Genomic DNA, 19,198 nt, shown 5'->3' with positions numbered 1-19,198 from the left:
TGCTTCGCAGCCGAACGCAGCCTCGCGGGCTCGGCAGCTGCTACAAAGGGTGTCGCGGCTGAAATTGCTTAACTGACCTGGCATTACTCCCAAGTGGAGGCCGTTTTGCATTTTCACATCCGGCTCTTCTTGCGCCGCTTCCACTGCCTGGCCACCCACCAGCGCCAATACATCATCACCAGGAAGTAGGCCAGTGCACCGAGTGCCAGCCCCGTCACCACCGAGCCCAGCAGAAACGGTTGCCACAAGGTCGAGATTTCGCCCCTGATCCATTCCCAGGTCAGTGAGTCCGGCAACTGCCGGGCGGGGACGTCCATCAGCCAGGCGCCGGTCTGGTAGGTGCAAAAGAACACGGCAGGCATGGTGATCGGGTTGGTCAGCCAGACCAGGCTCACGGCGATCGGCATGTTGCCGCGCACGATGATGGCGAGGATTGCCGCCAGCAGCATCTGCAACGGGATTGGCAGGAACGCCGCGAACAAACCCACGGCCATGGCTCGGGCCACGGAGTGGCGGTTGAGGTGCCACAGGTTCGGGTCATGCAGCAGCGTGCCGAGAAAGCGTAAGGACTTGTGTTCCCTGATGCTCATCGGGTCTGGCATGTAACGTTTGAATAAGCGCCGGGGCATAAGGCTTCTCGGTCGGTCAGGGTGGCAAGTATGTCTGGATTCTATGAACTGCCCATTCAGACTTTGTGACAATTGATAACGACGCCCGCGCGACGGGCGGGCTAAGCCTTGGAGGGGACTCTCAAGGACGGGCTTATGCGCACAGGGATGATGGCGTTGGCGCTGGGTCTGCTGACTTTGCGTTTTTTACCGGCGTTGCCGCCGGTCTGGTTGTGGCTGGCGATGCCGGTGGCGGGTTTGATGTTGCTGCCGTTCAGGACTTTTCCGGTGGCGTTTTACTTGTTCGGCTTGAGTTGGGCCTGCGCGAATGCGCAATGGGCGCTGGATGACCGGTTGCCGCCAGCGCTGGACGGAGAAACCCGCTGGGTCGAAGGGCGGGTCACGGGCTTGCCCCGGCATGACGACGGTGTCGTGCGATTCGAGTTGACCGACATCCAGTCCCGGCGTACCCGGCTGCCGCGGCAAATGCGCCTGGCCTGGTATGGCGGGCCGCCGGTGAACAGTGGCGAGCGCTGGCGCCTGGCAGTCAAATTGAAGGGCCCGGTCGGGCTCCTCAATCCGCAGGCGTTCGATTACCAGGCCTGGTTACTGGCACAACACATCGGGGCGACCGGGACGGTCAAGCAGGGCGAACGCCTTGCGCCAGCCCAATGGGCCTGGCGCGATGGAATCCGTCAGCGCTTGCAAGCGGTGGATGCCCAGGGGCGAGGCGGCGCGTTGACCGCGTTGGTGCTCGGGGACGGTGCCGGGCTGAGTCGCGAAGACTGGCAGGTATTGCAGGACACCGGTACGGTGCATCTGTTGGTGATTTCCGGGCAGCACATCGGCTTGCTGGCGGGCGTCGTGTATCTGCTGATCGCCGGCCTGGCCCGCCTTGGGTTATGGCCGAACCGTCTGCCATGGTTGCCTTGGGCGTGTGGCCTGGCATTCGCCGCTGCACTCGGTTACGGGATGCTGGCCGGATTCGGGGTGCCGGTGCGACGAGCCTGCCTGATGCTGGGTCTGGTGTTGTTGTGGCGCCTGCGGTTCCGTCATCTCGGTGCATGGTGGCCGCTGTTGCTGGCACTCTGCGGTATTTTGCTGCTGGAGCCGCTGGCGAGTCTCCAGCCTGGTTTCTGGCTGTCTTTCGCGGCCGTGGCAGTCTTGATATTGGTCTTCGGCGGCCGGTTGGGCCCCTGGCGATGGTGGCAAACCTGGACCCGCGCCCAGTGGCTGATTGCGATCGGATTGTGCCCGTTACTGTTGATACTGGGATTGCCGATCAGCCTTAGCGGTCCGGCAGCCAATTTGCTGGCGGTGCCGTGGATCAGTCTGCTGGTGTTGCCACCGGCCTTGCTCGGGACATTGCTGTTGCCGGTGCCCTACGTGGGCGAGGGCCTGTTGTGGCTGGCGGGCGGTTTGATCGGTGGTTTGTTCAGGGTCCTGGCGTTGTTGGCCGAGGTGCTACCCGCGTGGGTGCCGGAGGCGATTCCTTTGGGGGTATGGAGCCTCGGCGCACTGGGCGCTTTTCTACTGCTGTTGCCGCGTGGTGTTCCGCTGCGTCCGTTGGGTTGGCCTCTGCTGCTGTTGCTGGTATTCCCACCCCGGGCAATGCTGCCGGAAGGCGTCGCTGAAGTCTGGCAGTTGGACGTGGGGCAGGGGTTGGCTATTCTGGTGCGCACCCGGCATCACACCTTGCTGTATGACGCCGGACCGCGTTTCGGTGAGCTTGACCAAGGGGAGCGGGTGGTGCTGCCGGCATTGCGCAAACTCGGGGTGAAGGGCCTCGACCTGATGCTGATCAGCCACGCCCATGCCGATCATGCCGGCGGTGCCCGGGCGATTGCCAAGGGCTTGCCGGTCAAACAGGTGGTCAGTGGTGAGCCCTCTGACTTGCCTGTGGAGTTGCAGGCAGGGCGTTGTGAGAGCGGCCGGCAATGGACCTGGGATGAAGTCGATTTCCAGCTCTGGCACTGGCCATTGGCTGGCGACAGCAACCAGAACTCCTGTGTCTTGCTGATCGAGGCCAATGGCGAACGGTTACTGCTGAGTGGCGATATCGATGCTGCCGCCGAAAGAGCCCTGCTGGACAGTCCGTTGGCCGTGCCCACCGATTGGCTGCAGGCGCCACACCACGGCAGTCGCAGTTCTTCGTCAAACGCCCTGCTGGACGTCCTGCAACCTAAAGGGGCGCTGATCTCCCGCGGCCAGGGCAATTCGTTTGGCCATCCGCATCCTACGGTCATCGCGCGTTATCAAAAACGCGGGATGGCGATCTACGACAGCGTCGAACAGGGTGCCATTCGTCTGCAATTGGGGCGCTTCGAGCCGCCGTGGTCGATGCGCCAGGAACGGCGTTTCTGGCGCGATCCGCCGCCTTTGAACCCATGACCGAGCGTTATCAAAGCCCGACCGGATGCGACATCACGGTCTTCGGTGCGCCCACCCCCTATGTTAGAGTGGCGCACTTTTTCGAGGGGACTGTCACTGTGTGGGAATTGGTCAAATCCGGCGGCTGGATGATGCTGCCGATCATTCTGAGCTCCATCGTGGCCATGGCCATCGTCGCCGAACGTCTCTGGACACTGCGCGCCAGCCGCGTGACCCCGGAGCACTTGCTCGGGCAGGTCTGGGTCTGGATCAAGGACAAACAGCTCAATAAGGAAAAACTCAAGGAACTGCGCGCCAACTCCCCGTTGGGCGAGATCCTGGCGGCCGGCCTGGCCAACTCAAAACATGGTCGCGAGATCATGAAGGAGTGCATCGAAGAGGCCGCAGCCCGGGTGATCCACGAGCTGGAGCGCTACATCAACGCACTGGGCACCATCGCTGCCATGGCGCCGTTGCTGGGTCTGCTGGGTACTGTGTTGGGCATGATCGATATCTTCAGTTCGTTCATGGGCACGGGCATGATGACCAACGCCGCCGTGCTGGCCGGCGGTATTTCCAAAGCCTTGATCACCACGGCTTCGGGGCTGATCGTCGGTATCCCGGCGGTGTTCTTCCACCGGTTTCTGCAACGGCGCATCGATGAACTCGTCGTGGGCATGGAACAGGAGGCGATCAAGCTGGTTGAAGTGGTGCAGGGCGACCGTGACGTTGATCTGGCCGAGGGCAAAGCGTGAAATTCCGCCGCAAGCAACGGGAGAACGTGGACATCAACCTCGTGTCGCTGATCGACGTGGTGTTTGTGCTGCTGCTGTTTTTCGTCGTGACCACCACCTTTACCCGTGAGACCCAGCTGCGCGTCGATCTGCCGGAAGCCGTCAGCGGCACGCCGGCCGACGATCAGAGCAAGCCGCTGGACATCGCCATCAGCGCCGACGGCGTGTTCTCGGTGAACAACCAGATCCTGCCGAAAAGCGACCTGGCCTCGCTGATGGACGCGTTGCAAAAAGAAGCCAACGGCGACACCAACCGACCGTTGTCCATCAGCGCTGACGGCAAGACTGCGCATCAGTCCGTGGTGACTGCCATGGATGCGGCCGGCAAACTCGGCTTCAGTCATTTGCGCATGACCACCATCGAGGCGGCGCCCCCGGCGCCCTGATGGCCATGTCCGATCGATTGCTCGCCGCGTGGTACGCAGGTCATCCGGCCCTGAAGCTGTTGCAGCCATTGGAATGGCTGTACCGGCGCGTGGTCATGAACAAGCGCAAGCGCTTTCTGGCGGGTGAGGGCGAGATCTACCAGCCGCCGGTGCCGCTGATCGTGGTCGGCAATATCACCGTGGGCGGCACCGGCAAGACGCCGCTGATTCTATGGATGATCGAGCACTGCCAGCGCAGCGGCCTGCGTGTCGGCGTGGTCAGCCGGGGTTACGGCGCCAAGCCGCCGCAATTGCCATGGCGAGTCGAGGCCGATCAGGGCGCCGACGTCGCCGGTGACGAGCCGCTGCTGATTGTCCAGCGCACGGGCGTGCCGCTGATGATCGACCCCCATCGCAGCAATGCCGTCAAAGCCTTGTTGGCCAGTGAGCCGCTGGACCTGATCCTGTCCGACGACGGCATGCAACACTATCGCCTGGCCCGCGACCTGGAACTGGTGCTGATCGACGCCGTCCGCGGTCTGGGCAATCGCCGTTGCCTGCCTGCCGGGCCATTGCGTGAGCCGGCCGAGCGCCTGCAAAGCGTCGACGCGGTGCTCTATAACGGTGCCGCATCCGACCGCGATGATGGATTTGCCTTTCAATTGCAACCCACCGCGCTGGTCAATCTGCGCAGCGGCGAACGCCGTCCCCTCGATCATTTTCCCGCCGGCCAGGCCCTGCACGCGGTGGCCGGTATCGGCAATCCGCAACGTTTCTTCAAGACCCTCGAAACGCTACACTGGCAGCCTGTTCCACATGCGTTTGCCGACCACGCCCAATACAGCGTGCAGGCGTTGAATTTCACGCCGTCATTGCCGTTGGTGATGACGGAAAAAGACGCGGTGAAATGCCGTGCCTTTGCCGCCGCCGACTGGTGGTACCTGGCGGTCGATGCCGTGCCGTCGCCGGCCTTCGTGGCCTGGTTCGACACACAGTTGATGCGCCTGCTGCCGGATCGTTTGTTGCCTTAACTCCGTTTTTTCCAGGGAATGCTCATGGACACCAAATTGCTCGACATCCTCGCTTGCCCGGTCTGCAAAGGCCCGCTCAAGCTCAGCGCCGACAAGACCGAGCTGATCAGCAAGGGTGCAGGCCTGGCCTACCCGATTCGCGACGGTATCCCGGTGATGCTCGAATCCGAAGCGCGCACCCTGACCACCGACGAGCGCCTGGATAAATGACCACAGCCTTCACCGTCGTCATTCCATCGCGTTACGCCTCCACCCGCTTGCCGGGCAAGCCGATGCTGCTGATCGCCGGCAAGCCGATGATCCAGCACGTCTGGGAACAGGCGAGCAAAAGCAGCGCCGAGCGGGTGGTGGTGGCCACCGACGACGCGCGCATCGTCGAGGCCTGCAAAGGCTTTGGTGCCGAAGTGGTGCTGACCCGTGAAGATCACAACTCCGGCACCGATCGCCTGGCCGAAGTCGCGATGAAGCTGGGCCTGGCGCCCGACGCCATCGTGGTCAACGTCCAGGGCGACGAACCGCTGATCCCGCCGAGCGTGATCGATCAGGTCGCCGCCAACCTGTCGGCCCACACCGAAGCGCGCATGGCCACCCTGGCCGAGCCGATCGAAGACGCGCAAACCCTGTTCAATCCCAACGTGGTCAAGGTCGTCAGCGACCTCAATGGCCTGGCGCTGACGTTCAGTCGTTCCACCTTGCCCTGGGCGCGGGATGCATTCGCCGTGAACCCTGAGCAGTTGCCCGAAGGCGTGCCGTACCGCCGCCATATCGGCATCTATGCCTACCGCGCCGGTTTCCTGCAGGATTTCGTCAGCTGGGGCCCATGCTGGCTGGAAAACACCGAGTGCCTGGAACAGCTGCGTGCCCTGTGGCACGGCGTGCGGATCCACGTGGCCGACGCATTGATCGCGCCGCCAGCCGGCGTCGATACCGCTGAAGACCTTGAGCGCGTTCGTCGCCTGCTGGAGGCGTGATGCGCGTTTTGTTCGTGTGCCTGGGCAACATCTGCCGTTCTCCCACGGCCGAAGGCGTGCTGCGGCACAAGCTGCGCGAAGCGGGGCTGGCCCATCAGGTTGAGGTCGCTTCCGCCGGCACCGGCGACTGGCATGTCGGCAAGGCGCCGGACAAGCGCAGTCAGGCGGCGGCGAAGCTGCGCGGTTATGACTTGTCCGCCCAGCGCGCCCGGCAAGTCAGCCGCGCCGATTTCGCTACCTACGACCTGATCCTGGCGATGGACAACAGCAACCTGCGCAACCTCAAGGCCTTGCGACCGGCCAAGGGCAAGGCCGAACTCGACCTGTTCCTGCGTCGCTACCAGTCACCAGTCGATGAAGTGCCGGATCCGTACTACGACGGCGAGCAAGGTTTCGAGCAGGTGCTGGACCTGATCGAGCACGCCAGTGATTTGCTGGTGATCGAATTGAAGGGACGGTTATGAGTTTGCAGGTTCAGTCGCAGGTTTCGCTCAAGCCGTACAACAGCTTTGGCGTGGATGTCCGGGCCCGGCTGTTTGCACAGGCCCATAGCGACGCCGATGTGCGAGAAGCCCTGGCCTACGGGCTGGAGCACAAGGTCCCGGTGCTGGTGATCGGCGGTGGCAGCAACCTGCTGCTGACGGCGGATATCGATTCACTGGTGCTGCGCATGGCCACGCGCGGGATTCGCGTGATCAGCGATGATGGCAGCAAAGTGGTGATCGAGGCCGAGGCGGGCGAGCCCTGGCATCCCTTTGTGCAGCACACACTGTCCCAGGGGCTGTCCGGCCTGGAAAACCTCAGCCTGATTCCCGGCACCGTCGGTGCGGCACCGATGCAGAACATCGGCGCTTATGGTGTCGAGATCAAGGACGTGTTCGCCGGCCTGACCGCCCTCGATCGCCAGACCGGCGAACTGCGCGACTTCACACTGCAAGAGTGCAACTTCGCTTACCGCGATAGCTTGTTCAAGCAGGAGCCGGGGCGTTGGTTGATCCTGCGTGTGCGTTTCGCCCTCGACCGCGCCGCGCATCTGCACCTGGAATACGGCCCGGTGCGCCAGCGCCTGACCGAACAAGGCATCGAGCATCCGACCGCCAGCGATGTCAGCCAGGCCATTTGCAGTATCCGCAACGAAAAGCTTCCGGACCCGGCCGTACTTGGCAATGCCGGCAGTTTCTTCAAGAATCCCTTGGTGTCGGCGCCGCTGGCTGCTCGGCTCAAGGGCGAATACCCGGACCTGGTGGCCTATGCGCAACCCGACGGGCAGATGAAGCTGGCCGCCGGTTGGCTGATCGAGCGGGCAGGGTGGAAGGGTTTCCGTGAGGCTGATGCTGGCGTGCATAGATTGCAGGCGCTGGTGCTGGTCAACTATGGCGGCGCGACGGGCCTGCAATTGCTGAACCTGGCGCAGCGCATCCAGAAAGACATTTTCGAGCGATTCCATGTCGATCTGGAAATGGAGCCGAACCGGTATTGATAAGGCAGCCGCGAGCTACAAGCTTCAAGCGGCAAGCTACAATCCTTAAATTCAGGCTCTTCGCTGTTTTGCTTCTACTTGAAGCTTGCAGCTTAAAGCTTGCAGCTAAAAGCCCTGTCTAAGCAGGGCTTTTTTGTTAATGCTCGGTTAACTCAGTCAGCTAACGATGCACAGTCTTGCTTCACCAAAGGCCCGGTGCAGACGTCTGCGTCCGCATAAGAGAGCCCATTAGCCTGAGTCGATCTGCGTGCGACCCACCGAGATCCAGCGGCAGATTGCTCGACCCCATAACTCAATATCTATGCGGGCGTGCCCATGATTACCCTGAAACTCAATGGTCAAGACCATCAACTCGACGTCACCGAGGACATGCCGCTGCTCTGGGCGATCCGCGACGTGGCCGGATACAACGGCACCAAATTCGGCTGCGGCATGGGCCTGTGCGGTGCTTGCACCATTCATATCGAAGGGGCTCCCGCACGCAGTTGCATCACGCCCATCGGTTCAGTCGTCGGCCAGAATGTCAGCACCATCGACAACCTGCACGCCGACCCGATCGGCAAAGTCGTGCAGCAAGCCTGGCTCGACACGGCGGTAGCTCAATGCGGCTTCTGCCAGGGCGGGCAAATCATGTCGGCGACGGCGCTGCTCAAGACCAACCCGAACCCGAGCGACGAGCAGATCGAAGAGGCGATGGTCGGCAACATCTGCCGCTGCGGCACCTATAACCGCATCAAGACGGCCATCCGCCAGGCCTCCACTCACCTGAAGGAGGCCAAGGCATGAGCCGGTTACCGAATGATTTCGCCCTGAGCAACCTCAGTCGCCGTGGTTTTCTCAAGGGCGTGGGGGCGACCGGGGCGCTGGTGGTCGCCGCGAGTTGGGGCTGGCAGGACGCTTTTGCCGAAGAGAAAGAGAAGAAGTTCGGCGCCGACGGCATGCCCCACGGCTGGGTCGACGATCCGAAAGTCTATGTGAGCATTGCCGCCGATGGGACGGTGACTGTGATCTGCAACCGCTCGGAGATGGGCCAGGGCGTGCGCACCAGCTTGACCATGGTGGTGGCCGATGAACTGGAAGCCGACTGGGCGATGGTCAAGGTGCAGCAGGCCCCAGGCGATGAAGTGCGCTTCGGCAACCAGGACACCGACGGCTCGCGCAGCATGCGTCACTGGTACGAGCCGATGCGCCGCTGCGGTGCCGCCGCGCGGACCATGCTCGAACAGGCCGCCGCCGCACAATGGAAAGTGCCGGTCGGCGAATGCCATGCGCTACTGCACAAGATCGTCCATGAGCCGTCCGGCCGCGAGATTGGATATGGCGCCCTGGCCTCCGCGGCAAGCGCCTTGCCGGTTCCGGCCCGCGACAGCCTGAAACTCAAGGAACCCGCGCAATTTCGTTACATCGGCAAGGAAGGCACCAAGGCCATCGACGGTGAAGACATCGTCAACGGTCGTGCGGTGTACGGCGCCGACGTGCATTTCGACGGCATGCTGTACGCGACCATTGCGCGGCCCACGGTGTATGGCGGCAAGGTCAAAAGCTTCGATGAAAGCGCGGCGATGAAGGTCCCCGGCGTGGTCAAGGTACTGCAGATCGAAAGCCGTCCGTTGCCTTCGGAGTTCCAGCCCCTGGGCGGCATCGCCGTGGTGGCGAACAATACCTGGGCGGCTATCAAGGGCCGCGAGGCACTGAAAATCGAATGGGACGACGGCCCCAACGCCAGCTATGACTCGATTGCCTATCGCAAGGAACTCGAAGCCGCCTCGCTCAAACCCGGCAAAGTGGTGCGCAATACCGGCAACATCGACCAGGCCATGACCAGCGCCGACAGCACGCTGGAAGCCTCCTACTACTTGCCGCATCTGTCACAGTCACCGATGGAGCCGATGGTCGCCATTGCGCGGTTCAAGGACGGTGCGTGCGAAGCCTGGGGGCCAAGCCAGGCGCCGCAGGTCACCCGGGAACGGATCGGTGAGCGCCTGGGCCTGCCGTTCGACAAGGTCACGTTCAACGTGACCTTGCTCGGGGGCGGGTTCGGGCGCAAGTCCAAGCCAGACTTCATCATCGAGGCCGCTATCCTCGCCAAGGAGTTCCCCGGCAAAGCGGTGCGGGTGCAATGGACCCGTGAAGACGATATCCACTGTTCCTACTTCCACACCGTGTCGGCCGAATACCTCAAGGCCAGCCTGAACAAGGATGGCCTGCCGTCCGGCTGGTTGCACCGTACGGTGGCCCCGAGCATCACCGCGTTGTTTGCGCCGGGCATGAAACATGAGGCGGCGTTCGAGCTGGGCATGGGGTTCACCAACATGGCGTATGCGATCCCCAACATTCGCCTGGAAAACCCCGAGGCAACGGTGCATACCCGGGTGGGCTGGTATCGTTCGGTGTCGAATATTCCCCATGGCTTCGCGATCCAGAGTTTTATCGATGAACTGGCGCACAAGGCCGGGCAGGATCCGCTGAAGTATCAGATCAGATTGCTCGGCCCGGACCGTCAGATCGATCCGCGCACCTTGAGTGAAGAGTGGAACTACGGCGAATCCCCCGAGCGTTATCCGATCGACACCGCGCGCCTGCGCACGGTATTGGAGACCGCCGCCAAAGCTGCCGGTTGGGGGCGTGAGTTGCCCAAGGGGCGTGGCCTGGGCCTGGCGGTGCATTACAGCTTCGTGACGTATGTGGCGGCGGTGATTGAGGTTGAAGTCAAAGACGACGGCACACTGATCGTGCACAAGGCCGACATTGCCGTCGATTGCGGTCCGCAGATCAACCCCGAGCGGATTCGCGCGCAGTTCGAGGGCGCCTGCGTCATGGGCCTGGGTAATGCGGTGCTGGGGGAAATCAGCTTCAAGGACGGCAAGGTCCAGCAGGACAACTTCCACATGTACGAAGTGGCGCGCATGTCCCTGGCGCCGAAAGAAGTGGCGGTGCATCTGGTGACACCGCCGGGCAACGTACCATTGGGCGGTGTGGGTGAACCAGGCGTACCACCGATTGCGCCGGCACTGTGCAATGCGATCTTTGCTGCCACCGGCAAACGCATCCGCAACCTGCCGGTTCGTTATCAGCTGTCGGGCTGGCAGAAGGCTGGCGCCTGATGGACAGCGCTGATCTGAACGTCCTGCGCAGTGTGTTGCAATGGCATCGCGCCGGTCAGCGGGTGGTGTTGTACAGCGTGGTCGAAACCTGGGGCACCGCGCCCCGGGCACCCGGCGCCATGCTGGCCTTGCGCGAAGACGGCATGGTGATTGGTTCGGTCTCGGGTGGGTGTGTCGAGGATGACTTGATCGCCCGGCTGCACGACGGGCGCCTCGCGCTTGACGGGCCGCCGGTGCAATTGATCACCTACGGCGTGACCCGCGAGGAAGCCGCACGTTTCGGCTTGCCCTGCGGTGGCACCTTGCGCTTGACCGAGGAGCGTATCGACGATGGGGATTGGGTCAAGCATTTGCTCGCCCGTTGCGAGGCCCATGAAATCGTCGCCCGTGAACTGAACCTGGTCACCGGCAAAGTGCTTTTGCAGTCGGCCAGTAAAGCTGACGTGCTGACGTTCGACGGACAGACCTTGCGGGCGATCTATGGCCCACGCTGGCGCTTGCTGCTGATCGGCGCGGGGCAGTTGTCGCGCTATGTGGCGGAAATGGCCCGGCTGCTGGATTTCGAGGTGCTGATTTGCGATCCGCGTAGCGAGTTCGTCTACGGCTGGGAGGAGCAGCACGGACGATTCGTTTCGGGCATGCCGGATGAGGCGGTATTGAACATCCAGACCGATGAGCGCACCGCCATCGTGGCGTTGACCCATGATCCGCGTCTGGACGACATGGCGCTGCTCACGGCCCTGGATTCCAGGGCTTTTTACGTCGGGGCGCTGGGATCGCGGGTCAACAGCCAGAAGCGCCGGGAAAACCTGGCCCAACTGGGTTTGTCGCAACCGGCGATTGACCGCTTGCATGGTCCGATCGGTTTGCACATCGGCAGTCATAATCCAGCGGAAATTGCCTTGTCGCTCATGGCGGAAATCGTGGCGGTCAAAAACGGCATCGAACTGAAGCAGAAGAAAGCCGCGCGGGAGAGCATATGAGCAAGTCCATTGGCGTCATCGTGTTGGCGGCGGGGCAGGGCAACCGCTTTCGTCAGGCGGCGGGCGCCGAAAAGGATAAGTTGGTGGCCGATTGCGCCGGACGTGACGGCATGGTGCGGTCCGTCATCGAGCACACGTTGGCCAACTTGCCGGCGACGCTGGACAAACGCGTACTGGTGACCACTGCTGACCGCCCGCAAGTGATTCGCATGGCTCAGGCCTATGGCTGCGAGATTGTGCTGATCGAATCGTCGGGGATGGGCGACAGCATTGCCGCTGGCGTCGCTGCCTGCAAGCAGCTCGATGGCTGGCTGATGGTGCTGGGGGATATGCCGTTCATCCTGCCATACAGTATCGGGCAAGTGGTGGCGGTTATTGGCGATGACAGTATCAGCGTGCCCGTGCAGGGCGGTGAGTATGGGCATCCGGTCGGGTTCGGACGGGACTTCGCGGCGGGGTTGATGGCGCTATCGGGGGATCGTGGAGCCAAACCGCTGTTTGCCCAAGGGCGGGTGGTTGAAGTGACCGTGGATGATCCCGGCGTGTTGTGGGATGTGGATGTTCCTGAGGCGTTGGAGTTCAAGTAGTTCCGCAGGTGATCCCCTGTGGGAGCGGGCTTGCTCGCGAAGGCGGCCTGGCAGTCAACTGAGATATTGGATGAACCACCGCTTTCGCGAGCAAGCCCGCTCCCACAAAAAAGCAGAAAGTCATGAGGCATGAAAAAGCCCCGCCTGGGTTACCAGGCGGGGCTTTTTAGTGGCCGATGGAATCAGACGAGAGGTTTAGGCTCGTGCTCTTTTTCCTCGGCTTGCTCTACCGCTTCCTGAACGGAGCGAGGTGCTTCGTGGATCACCGACTCAGCCGGCTCGGCAGCCACTTCAGCGGCCGGGGCAGGAGCTGCCTCAACCACTTCAGCAGCAACCGGTGCAGGCTCGGCAGCGACAACCGCTTCGGCTGGAGCAGCAGCAGCCATTTCAGCTTCCTTCTGCAGACGCTCGGCTTCACGCTTGCGACGACGCACTTCACGTGGATCGTTGGGCGCACGGCCACTTGGCGTCAGGGCGCTGACAGGAGCTTCGACTACCGGAGCAGGTGCCTCGGCAACGACCGGAGCTTCAACGACTGGCGCTGGGGCCGGTTCCGCGGCGGTAACCACCGGCTCGGAAACCATGGCTTCAGCCACTTGGGCTTCAGCGGCAGGTGCAGCGGCTTCAGCGACGGCTGGCTCGGCAACCCAGTTGAATGCGGTTTGCTCTTCGCGAACTTCACGTACGGTTTCAGTCACGGTTTCAACAACCGCTTCTTCAGCCTGGGCAGGTGCTTCTACCACTGGCGCTGGCTCGGCAGCCGCTTCAACAACAGGCTGGGCTTCTGGCGCTGGCGCGACTTCGATTTCCGGCGAGGCGGTGACTTCGACCGGTGTGGTCGCTTCAACGACTGGCGCTTCAACCGGAGCTGCTTCCAGGGTCGCGGCAGTGGCGCGTTCGGCTTGCACATTGGCTTCAGCCTCGGCTGGAGCGCTGATCACGCTGCTGGCAACGGCTGCGGTGACAGCCAGGCCGGCGGCCAGATCGGCAGTGCCTGGCGCTTCAGCGTTTTCGCCGGACTCGGACTCTTCCGAACCTTCGATCACGTTGCCGTTGGCGTCACGCTGACGCTCGCGACGGTTGCTGCGACGACGCTGACCACGGGAACGGCGGCGTGGACGATCGCCTTCGGCGCCTTCCTGACCGTCTTCCGGCAGTTGCTCTTCGTTGGTGGCCAGTTCTTCCTCGGTTGCGGCTGCGGCGGCTTGTTCGGCACGTGGCTGACGCTCTTCACGCGGTGGGCGTGGAGCGCGTTCTTCACGTGGCTGGCGAGCTGGACGCTCTTCAGCGGTAGCAGCCGTAGCGGCGGCTGGAGCAGCCGGAGCGGCATCCAGAGGCTCACGCAGTTCACGAACGCGTTCTTCACGCTCGCCACGTGGCTTGCGATCTTCACGCGGAGCGCGCGGTGCACGTTCTTCACGCGGAGCGCGTGGTGCGCGTTCTTCGCGGGCTACCGCCGGCGTTTCTTCGCGGGTTTCGCGAGGCTCGCGCACTTCTCGTGGCTGACGCTCTTCACGCGGCTCGCGTGGTGCGCGTTCTTCACGCGGTGCACGCTCTTCGCGAGGCTTGCGCTCTTCATCGCGGCGACCGTTACGGTTGCGGCTCTGCTGGCGACCGTTGCGACGCTCTTCGTTGCGGGCCGGGCGCTCGGTGGTCGCAGGTTTTTCAACCACAACCGGAGCTACAGGCTCTTCCTTGGTGGCGAACAGGCTCACCAGCGACTTTACCAGGCCTTTGAACAGGCTTGGCTCAGGCACTGCAACCGGAGCAGGAGCCGGAGCGGTCACTTCGGTCGGCACCGGAGCGTTGGCGCGGGCCGGAGCAGTCTTGACAGCGGCTTCCTGGCGAACCAGGGTGCGGGTCGCGGCAGCTGGCTGGACTTCTTCGACTTCGGCGGCGGCAGCGGCGATTTCGTAGCTGGACTGGTTGGTCGCCGCTTCCGGGCTGTCGTCACGCAGGCGCTGCACTTCGAAGTGCGGTGTTTCGAGGTGATCGTTCGGCAGGATGACGATGCGGGCACGGGTACGCAGTTCGATCTTGGTGATCGAGTTGCGTTTTTCATTGAGCAGGAACGCAGCCACCGGGATCGGCACTTGCGCACGGACCTCGGCGGTACGGTCTTTCAGGGCTTCTTCTTCGATCAGGCGCAGGATCGCCAGGGACAGCGATTCAACGTCACGGATGATGCCGGTGCCGTTGCAACGCGGGCAGACGATGCCGCTGCTTTCGCCCAGGGATGGACGCAGGCGCTGACGGGACATTTCCAGCAGGCCGAAGCGCGAGATGCGACCGACTTGCACGCGAGCGCGGTCGGCTTCCAGGCATTCGCGGACTTTCTCTTCCACGGCGCGCTGGTTCTTGGCAGGGGTCATGTCGATGAAGTCGATGACGATCAGGCCGCCGATGTCGCGCAGGCGCAACTGACGGGCGATTTCTTCGGCCGCTTCAAGGTTGGTTTGCAGTGCGGTTTCTTCGATGTCGCTGCCTTTGGTGGCGCGCGCCGAGTTGATGTCGATGGACACCAGGGCTTCGGTCGGATCGATAACGATGGAGCCGCCGGAAGGCAGTTCGACAACGCGCTGGAAAGCGGTTTCGATCTGGCTTTCGATCTGGAAACGGTTGAACAGCGGAACGCTGTCTTCGTACAGCTTGATCTTGCTGGCGTACTGCGGCATCACCTGGCGGATGAAGGTCAGGGCTTCGTCCTGGGCTTCAACGCTGTCGATCAGCACTTCGCCGATGTCCTGGCGCAGGTAGTCGCGGATCGCGCGGATGATCACGTTGCTTTCCTGGTAGATCAGGAACGGCGCGGCGCGGTCCAGCGAAGCTTCCTTGATGGCGGTCCAGAGTTGCAGCAGGTAGTCGAGGTCCCACTGCATTTCTTCGCTGCTGCGGCCCAGGCCGGCAGTGCGCACGATCAGGCCCATGTCGGCCGGGGCAACCAGGCCGTTGAGGGCTTCACGCAGTTCGTTGCGCTCTTCGCCTTCGATGCGACGGGAGATACCGCCGGCACGCGGGTTGTTCGGCATCAGCACCAGGTAACGACCGGCCAGGCTGATGAAGGTGGTCAGGGCGGCGCCCTTGTTGCCACGTTCTTCTTTTTCGACCTGAACGATGACTTCCTGGCCTTCGCTCAGGACGTCCTTGATGTTGACGCGACCTTCCGGGGCTTTCTTGAAGTATTCGCGGGAGATTTCTTTGAGGGGCAGGAAGCCGTGGCGCTCAGAGCCGAAATCGACAAAGGCAGCCTCGAGGCTTGGTTCGATGCGAGTAATCCGGCCTTTATAGATGTTGGCCTTCTTCTGCTCGCGTGCACCGGATTCGATGTCCAGGTCGTAGAGGCGCTGGCCATCTACCAGTGCAACACGCAACTCTTCGGGTTGAGTTGCGTTAATCAGCATTCTTTTCATGTAGTACCGTCGGTTTCCGGGCTGCCGGAAACGGCGTTCGGCACACACGACTTCTCACGGTCGGTGTCAGGTGCGTCGGGAGTGGTTGGCCATTTCCCGTGTCCAGCGAAGTCCGGCCAATGTGGGCCTTCATCGCGACGTACGCGTCCTGCTTGCTGTGGCTACTTAAGCACTCAGTCAGGAGGAGGAATCAACCAGCGGCTGTGGACGAGATGAAGCGTCTTGAGAAAGCCTGTTGCTACACAGTCCGGCGGTTGTGCATCTCCACCCTACACGTATCCCTGATAATTCGGGTGCTGCCGCGCGCAGAATCCGCAGCGGGTTGGCATTTACCGTGAGCTCCGAAAGGGGAGGTCACGCATCATGGCTAATTTAGGCGTTGTTTCCGATGCCCTCGCTCGGGGTCATTCGCAGCTGACTGCACTTTGTGAACTGGCCGTGAATATGGCGCGCAAAACGAGTGGAAAACTCTGCTTTGTGGCGTGATTCAGGCCTCATGTCACCTGCGCTCGTTACACCTGCAAACTCCACCGTTACGTAGCGAAAGCCCCGTAGGACGGCCTCGCGTCCTGGTGAATTGCGTTGGTCAGGGCCGGTTTTTGACCGTTGGTCCGCTGTCCAGGCCGCTTTTGGCGACGTTCGCGACTATAGCAGCAATGATTAAGTGCTTCAATTCCATAAAAAATTGTTATCATCCGCGCCATGACGACGACTACCCCCCCGACTCCAGGCGTACAACTGCTTGAGGTCTCGCCGGAATATGCCGGCCAGCGCATTGATAATTTCCTTCTCGCCCGACTCAAAGGCGTGCCCAAGACCTTGATTTACCGCATTTTGCGCAAGGGCGAAGTGCGCGTGAACAAAGGTCGGATCAAGCCCGAGTACAAGCTGCAGGCGGGCGATATCGTGCGCGTGCCGCCGGTTCGCGTGCCTGAGCGTGACGAGCCGGTGCCGTTGGCACAGGGGCTCCTGCAGCGACTCGAAGCCTCGATTGTCTACGAAGACAAGGCGCTCATCGTGATCAACAAGCCCCCAGGGATTGCGGTTCACGGCGGCAGTGGCTTGAACTACGGCGTTATCGAAGCCTTTCGTCAGTTGCGCCCTGACGCCAAGGAACTGGAACTGGTTCACCGTCTCGACCGTGACACTTCTGGCCTGCTGATGATCGCCAAGAAGCGCAGCATGCTGCGTCACTTGCACACGGCCTTGCGCGGCGATGGCGTCGATAAGCGTTATATGGCGCTGGTTCGTGGTAACTGGGCGTCCTCGATCAAGCAAGTCCGGGCGTCGCTCGGCAAGAGCAATCTGCGCTCCGGTGAGCGTATGGTCGAGGTCGACGAGGAGGAGGGCAAGGAGTCTGTGACCGTGTTCAAGGTCCTGCGTCGTTTTGGCGACTTTGCCACCTTGATCGAAGCCAAGCCGATCACCGGCCGCACTCACCAGATCCGCGTCCACACCTTGCACGCCGGGCACTGCATTGCCGGCGACACCAAGTACGGCGATGACGATTTCAGTAAGGAAATCCGCGACCTGGGCGGCAAGCGCCTGTTCCTGCACGCCTATATGCTGACCGTGCCACTCCCCGATGGCGGTGAACTGAAGCTGCAAGCGCCGGTCGACGAGATGTGGGCCAAAACCGTGGAGCGATTGAGTGCGCCCATCTGATTACAAGCTGCTGATTTTTGATTGGGATGGCACGCTGGCCGACTCCATTGGCCGGATTGTCGAGGCGATGCACGTTGCCTCGCAGCGTTCCGGCTTTGAGTCGCGCGATGATCTGGCCGTCAAGGGCATCATCGGCCTGGGCTTGCCGGAAGCGATCCGCACCCTGTACCCCGAAATCGGCGACGCCGAGCTGATCGCGTTCCGCGAGCACTATGCTGAGCATTACATTGCGTCGGAGGCTGTGCCTTCGCCGCTGTTCGAGGGGGTGGTCGAATCGCTCGAGGCATTTCGTGCCGAGGGTTATCATCTGGCTGTGGCGACCGGCAAGGCCCGCCGCGGGCTGGATCGGGTGTTGAAGTCCCATGGCTGGGAGAATTACTTCGATATCACTCGCGCCGCCGACGAGACCGCCAGCAAGCCTCATCCGCTGATGCTCGAACAGATTCTCGCCCATTGCGAGGTTCGCCCGGAGCAGGCGTTGATGGTCGGTGATTCGTCCTTTGATTTACAGATGGCGCGCAACGCCGGCATGGGTTCGGTGGCCGTCAGTTATGGCGCTCAATCGATCGATGCGTTGAAGTTGTATGAGCCGCGACTGGCCATCGACCGTTTTTCAGAATTGCATGCCTGGCTGAGTCAGCGGGCTTAACCGGTTGTTTTTGGGGTGGATGGCATGACCGACGAATGGAAGGCGCCCGCCAATTCGAGCGCAGAGAGCGGTGACGACAGAAGCTGGAAGCTGCTGGAAAAGACGCTGCTGGCCGGCATTCAGGAACAGCGTCGGTCCCGTCGCTGGGGGATATTCTTCAAGCTTCTGATTTTTGTATATCTGTTCGGCACAATTGCCCTGTTTTCGCCGCTGATGGATATGGAAAAGGCCGCGACCCTCAGTGCCAATTACACGGCGTTGATCGATGTGACAGGCATGATTGCCGACAAGGAGCCGGCCAGCGCGGACAATATCGTTGGCAGCCTGCGCGCGGCTTTCGAGGACAAGAAGGTCAAGGGTGTCATCCTGCGCATCAATAGTCCGGGCGGCAGTCCGGTGCAGTCGGGTTATGTCTATGACGAGATCCGTCGCCTGCGCGGCCTGCACCCGGACATCAAGCTCTATGCGGTCATTTCCGATCTGGGGGCTTCCGGCGCTTATTACATCGCCAGTGCGGCGGATCAGATCTACGCCGACAAGGCGAGCCTGGTCGGCTCCATTGGTGTGACGGCAGCCGGTTATGGTTTTGTCGGCATCATGGAGAAACTGGGCGTCGAGCGGCGCACATACACCGCTGGCGAACACAAGTCGTTCCTCGATCCGTTCCTGCCGCAAAAGCCGGAAGAAACCGCCTTCTGGCAGGGCGTGCTCGATACGACCCACAAGCAGTTCATCAGCAGCGTCAAGCAGGGGCGCGGCGATCGCCTGAAGGACAAGGATCATCCGGAACTGTTCTCCGGTCTGGTCTGGTCTGGCGAGCAGGCGCTGCCGCTGGGGTTGATCGATGGGCTGGGTAATGCCAGTTCGGTCGCGCGGGATGTGATCGGCGAGAAGGAACTGGTGGACTTCACCGTTCAGGAGTCGCCGTTCGATCGCTTCTCGAAAAAGCTCGGTGCCAGCGTGGCTGAGCATTTGGCGATGTGGATGGGCTTTAACGGTCCGTCGTTGCGCTGATTTTTCATCGTGTAGAGAAACCGGCCCAAGTGGCCGGTTTTTTTCGTTTGAACGCAGTCTCTGTAGCAGCTGGCGAAGCCTGCGTTCGAGTGCGCAGCAGTCGTAAAATCAGAGTTCGCGGTACGTCAGAGAGATCGTGCAAGCCGGATTTACGACTGCTGCGCAGC

The 19,198-nt window shown here is 62.0% G+C and carries 17 protein-coding genes; 15 read left to right on the top strand and 2 right to left on the bottom strand.

Annotation, left to right across the window (positions count from 1 at the left end; all coding sequences use genetic code 11):
• Nucleotides 1-113 precede the first annotated feature (113 nt).
• Nucleotides 114-629, bottom strand: coding sequence for a DUF2062 domain-containing protein (locus tag AC07W4_RS26815; RefSeq protein WP_413422621.1), 516 nt, complete (start codon nt 627-629; stop codon nt 114-116).
• Between the two features lie 135 nt (nt 630-764).
• On the opposite strand from AC07W4_RS26815, the gene AC07W4_RS26810 reads away from it, so the two are divergent.
• From AC07W4_RS26810 to AC07W4_RS26755, 12 genes are all read left to right on the top strand, one after another.
• The gene (locus AC07W4_RS26810) at nt 765-2,999 is read left to right on the top strand and encodes a DNA internalization-related competence protein ComEC/Rec2 (RefSeq protein ID WP_495034597.1); all 2,235 of its coding nucleotides are present in this window, start codon (nt 765-767) and stop codon (nt 2,997-2,999) included.
• A 98-nt stretch (nt 3,000-3,097) separates the two neighbouring features.
• Entirely contained in the window at nt 3,098-3,733 is a 636-nt protein-coding gene (locus tag AC07W4_RS26805; RefSeq protein ID WP_032829396.1) for a MotA/TolQ/ExbB proton channel family protein, read from the top strand.
• A complete protein-coding gene (locus AC07W4_RS26800; protein ID WP_008047019.1) occupies nt 3,730-4,158 on the top strand; it encodes an ExbD/TolR family protein in 429 nt (142 codons plus the stop codon). Before AC07W4_RS26805 ends, AC07W4_RS26800 begins: the two co-directional genes overlap by 4 nt.
• A complete protein-coding gene (gene lpxK / locus AC07W4_RS26795; RefSeq protein WP_495034596.1) occupies nt 4,158-5,168 on the top strand; it encodes a tetraacyldisaccharide 4'-kinase in 1,011 nt (336 codons plus the stop codon). The genes AC07W4_RS26800 and lpxK overlap by 1 nt, the downstream gene beginning before the upstream one ends.
• 24 nt (nt 5,169-5,192) lie before the next feature.
• Nucleotides 5,193-5,378, top strand: a complete 186-nt coding sequence (locus tag AC07W4_RS26790) for a Trm112 family protein (protein WP_003179363.1) — start codon at nt 5,193-5,195, stop codon at nt 5,376-5,378.
• Nucleotides 5,375-6,139: a 3-deoxy-manno-octulosonate cytidylyltransferase gene (gene kdsB, locus AC07W4_RS26785; protein WP_495034595.1), complete on the top strand. Its 765-nt coding sequence runs from the start codon at nt 5,375-5,377 to the stop codon at nt 6,137-6,139. The genes AC07W4_RS26790 and kdsB overlap by 4 nt, the downstream gene beginning before the upstream one ends.
• Entirely contained in the window at nt 6,139-6,603 is a 465-nt protein-coding gene (locus AC07W4_RS26780; protein ID WP_495034594.1) for a low molecular weight protein-tyrosine-phosphatase, read from the top strand. Before kdsB ends, AC07W4_RS26780 begins: the two co-directional genes overlap by 1 nt.
• On the top strand, nt 6,600-7,619 hold the full coding sequence (murB, locus tag AC07W4_RS26775) for a UDP-N-acetylmuramate dehydrogenase (RefSeq protein ID WP_495034593.1): 1,020 nt from the start codon (nt 6,600-6,602) through the stop codon (nt 7,617-7,619). Before AC07W4_RS26780 ends, murB begins: the two co-directional genes overlap by 4 nt.
• Nucleotides 7,620-7,934: 315 nt before the next feature.
• Nucleotides 7,935-8,405, top strand: coding sequence for a (2Fe-2S)-binding protein (locus AC07W4_RS26770; protein ID WP_008046998.1), 471 nt, complete (start codon nt 7,935-7,937; stop codon nt 8,403-8,405).
• Nucleotides 8,402-10,723 carry a xanthine dehydrogenase family protein molybdopterin-binding subunit gene (locus AC07W4_RS26765; RefSeq protein WP_495034592.1) on the top strand — a complete coding sequence of 774 codons (2,322 nt, stop codon included), beginning with the start codon at nt 8,402-8,404 and terminating at the stop codon, nt 10,721-10,723. Before AC07W4_RS26770 ends, AC07W4_RS26765 begins: the two co-directional genes overlap by 4 nt.
• Complete coding sequence (locus AC07W4_RS26760) at nt 10,723-11,706, top strand: XdhC family protein (protein WP_495034591.1); 984 nt, start codon at nt 10,723-10,725, stop codon at nt 11,704-11,706. Before AC07W4_RS26765 ends, AC07W4_RS26760 begins: the two co-directional genes overlap by 1 nt.
• Nucleotides 11,703-12,293, top strand: a complete 591-nt coding sequence (locus AC07W4_RS26755) for a nucleotidyltransferase family protein (RefSeq protein WP_495034590.1) — start codon at nt 11,703-11,705, stop codon at nt 12,291-12,293. The genes AC07W4_RS26760 and AC07W4_RS26755 overlap by 4 nt, the downstream gene beginning before the upstream one ends.
• A 182-nt stretch (nt 12,294-12,475) precedes the next feature.
• On the opposite strand, the gene rne is transcribed toward AC07W4_RS26755, so the two are convergent.
• Nucleotides 12,476-15,703, bottom strand: a complete 3,228-nt coding sequence (rne, locus tag AC07W4_RS26750; protein WP_495034589.1) for a ribonuclease E — start codon at nt 15,701-15,703, stop codon at nt 12,476-12,478.
• A 702-nt stretch (nt 15,704-16,405) separates the two neighbouring features.
• Between rne and rluC the strand changes: the two genes are divergently transcribed.
• From rluC to AC07W4_RS26735, 3 genes are read left to right on the top strand one after another with little or no spacing between them, the layout of a single operon-like run.
• Nucleotides 16,406-17,368, top strand: a complete 963-nt coding sequence (rluC, locus tag AC07W4_RS26745) for a 23S rRNA pseudouridine(955/2504/2580) synthase RluC (RefSeq protein ID WP_008050443.1) — start codon at nt 16,406-16,408, stop codon at nt 17,366-17,368.
• Nucleotides 17,355-18,017 carry an HAD-IA family hydrolase gene (locus AC07W4_RS26740; protein WP_495034588.1) on the top strand — a complete coding sequence of 221 codons (663 nt, stop codon included), beginning with the start codon at nt 17,355-17,357 and terminating at the stop codon, nt 18,015-18,017. Before rluC ends, AC07W4_RS26740 begins: the two co-directional genes overlap by 14 nt.
• Nucleotides 18,018-18,041: 24 nt before the next feature.
• Nucleotides 18,042-19,031: a S49 family peptidase gene (locus tag AC07W4_RS26735; protein ID WP_495034587.1), complete on the top strand. Its 990-nt coding sequence runs from the start codon at nt 18,042-18,044 to the stop codon at nt 19,029-19,031.
• The last annotated feature ends 167 nt before the right edge of the window (nt 19,032-19,198 follow it).

This window comes from Pseudomonas sp. GW821-FHT02A08, from assembly GCF_059422045.1.
Note: the sequence above shows the minus strand (reverse complement) of the source record. Positions and strands in the feature narration are given on the sequence as shown.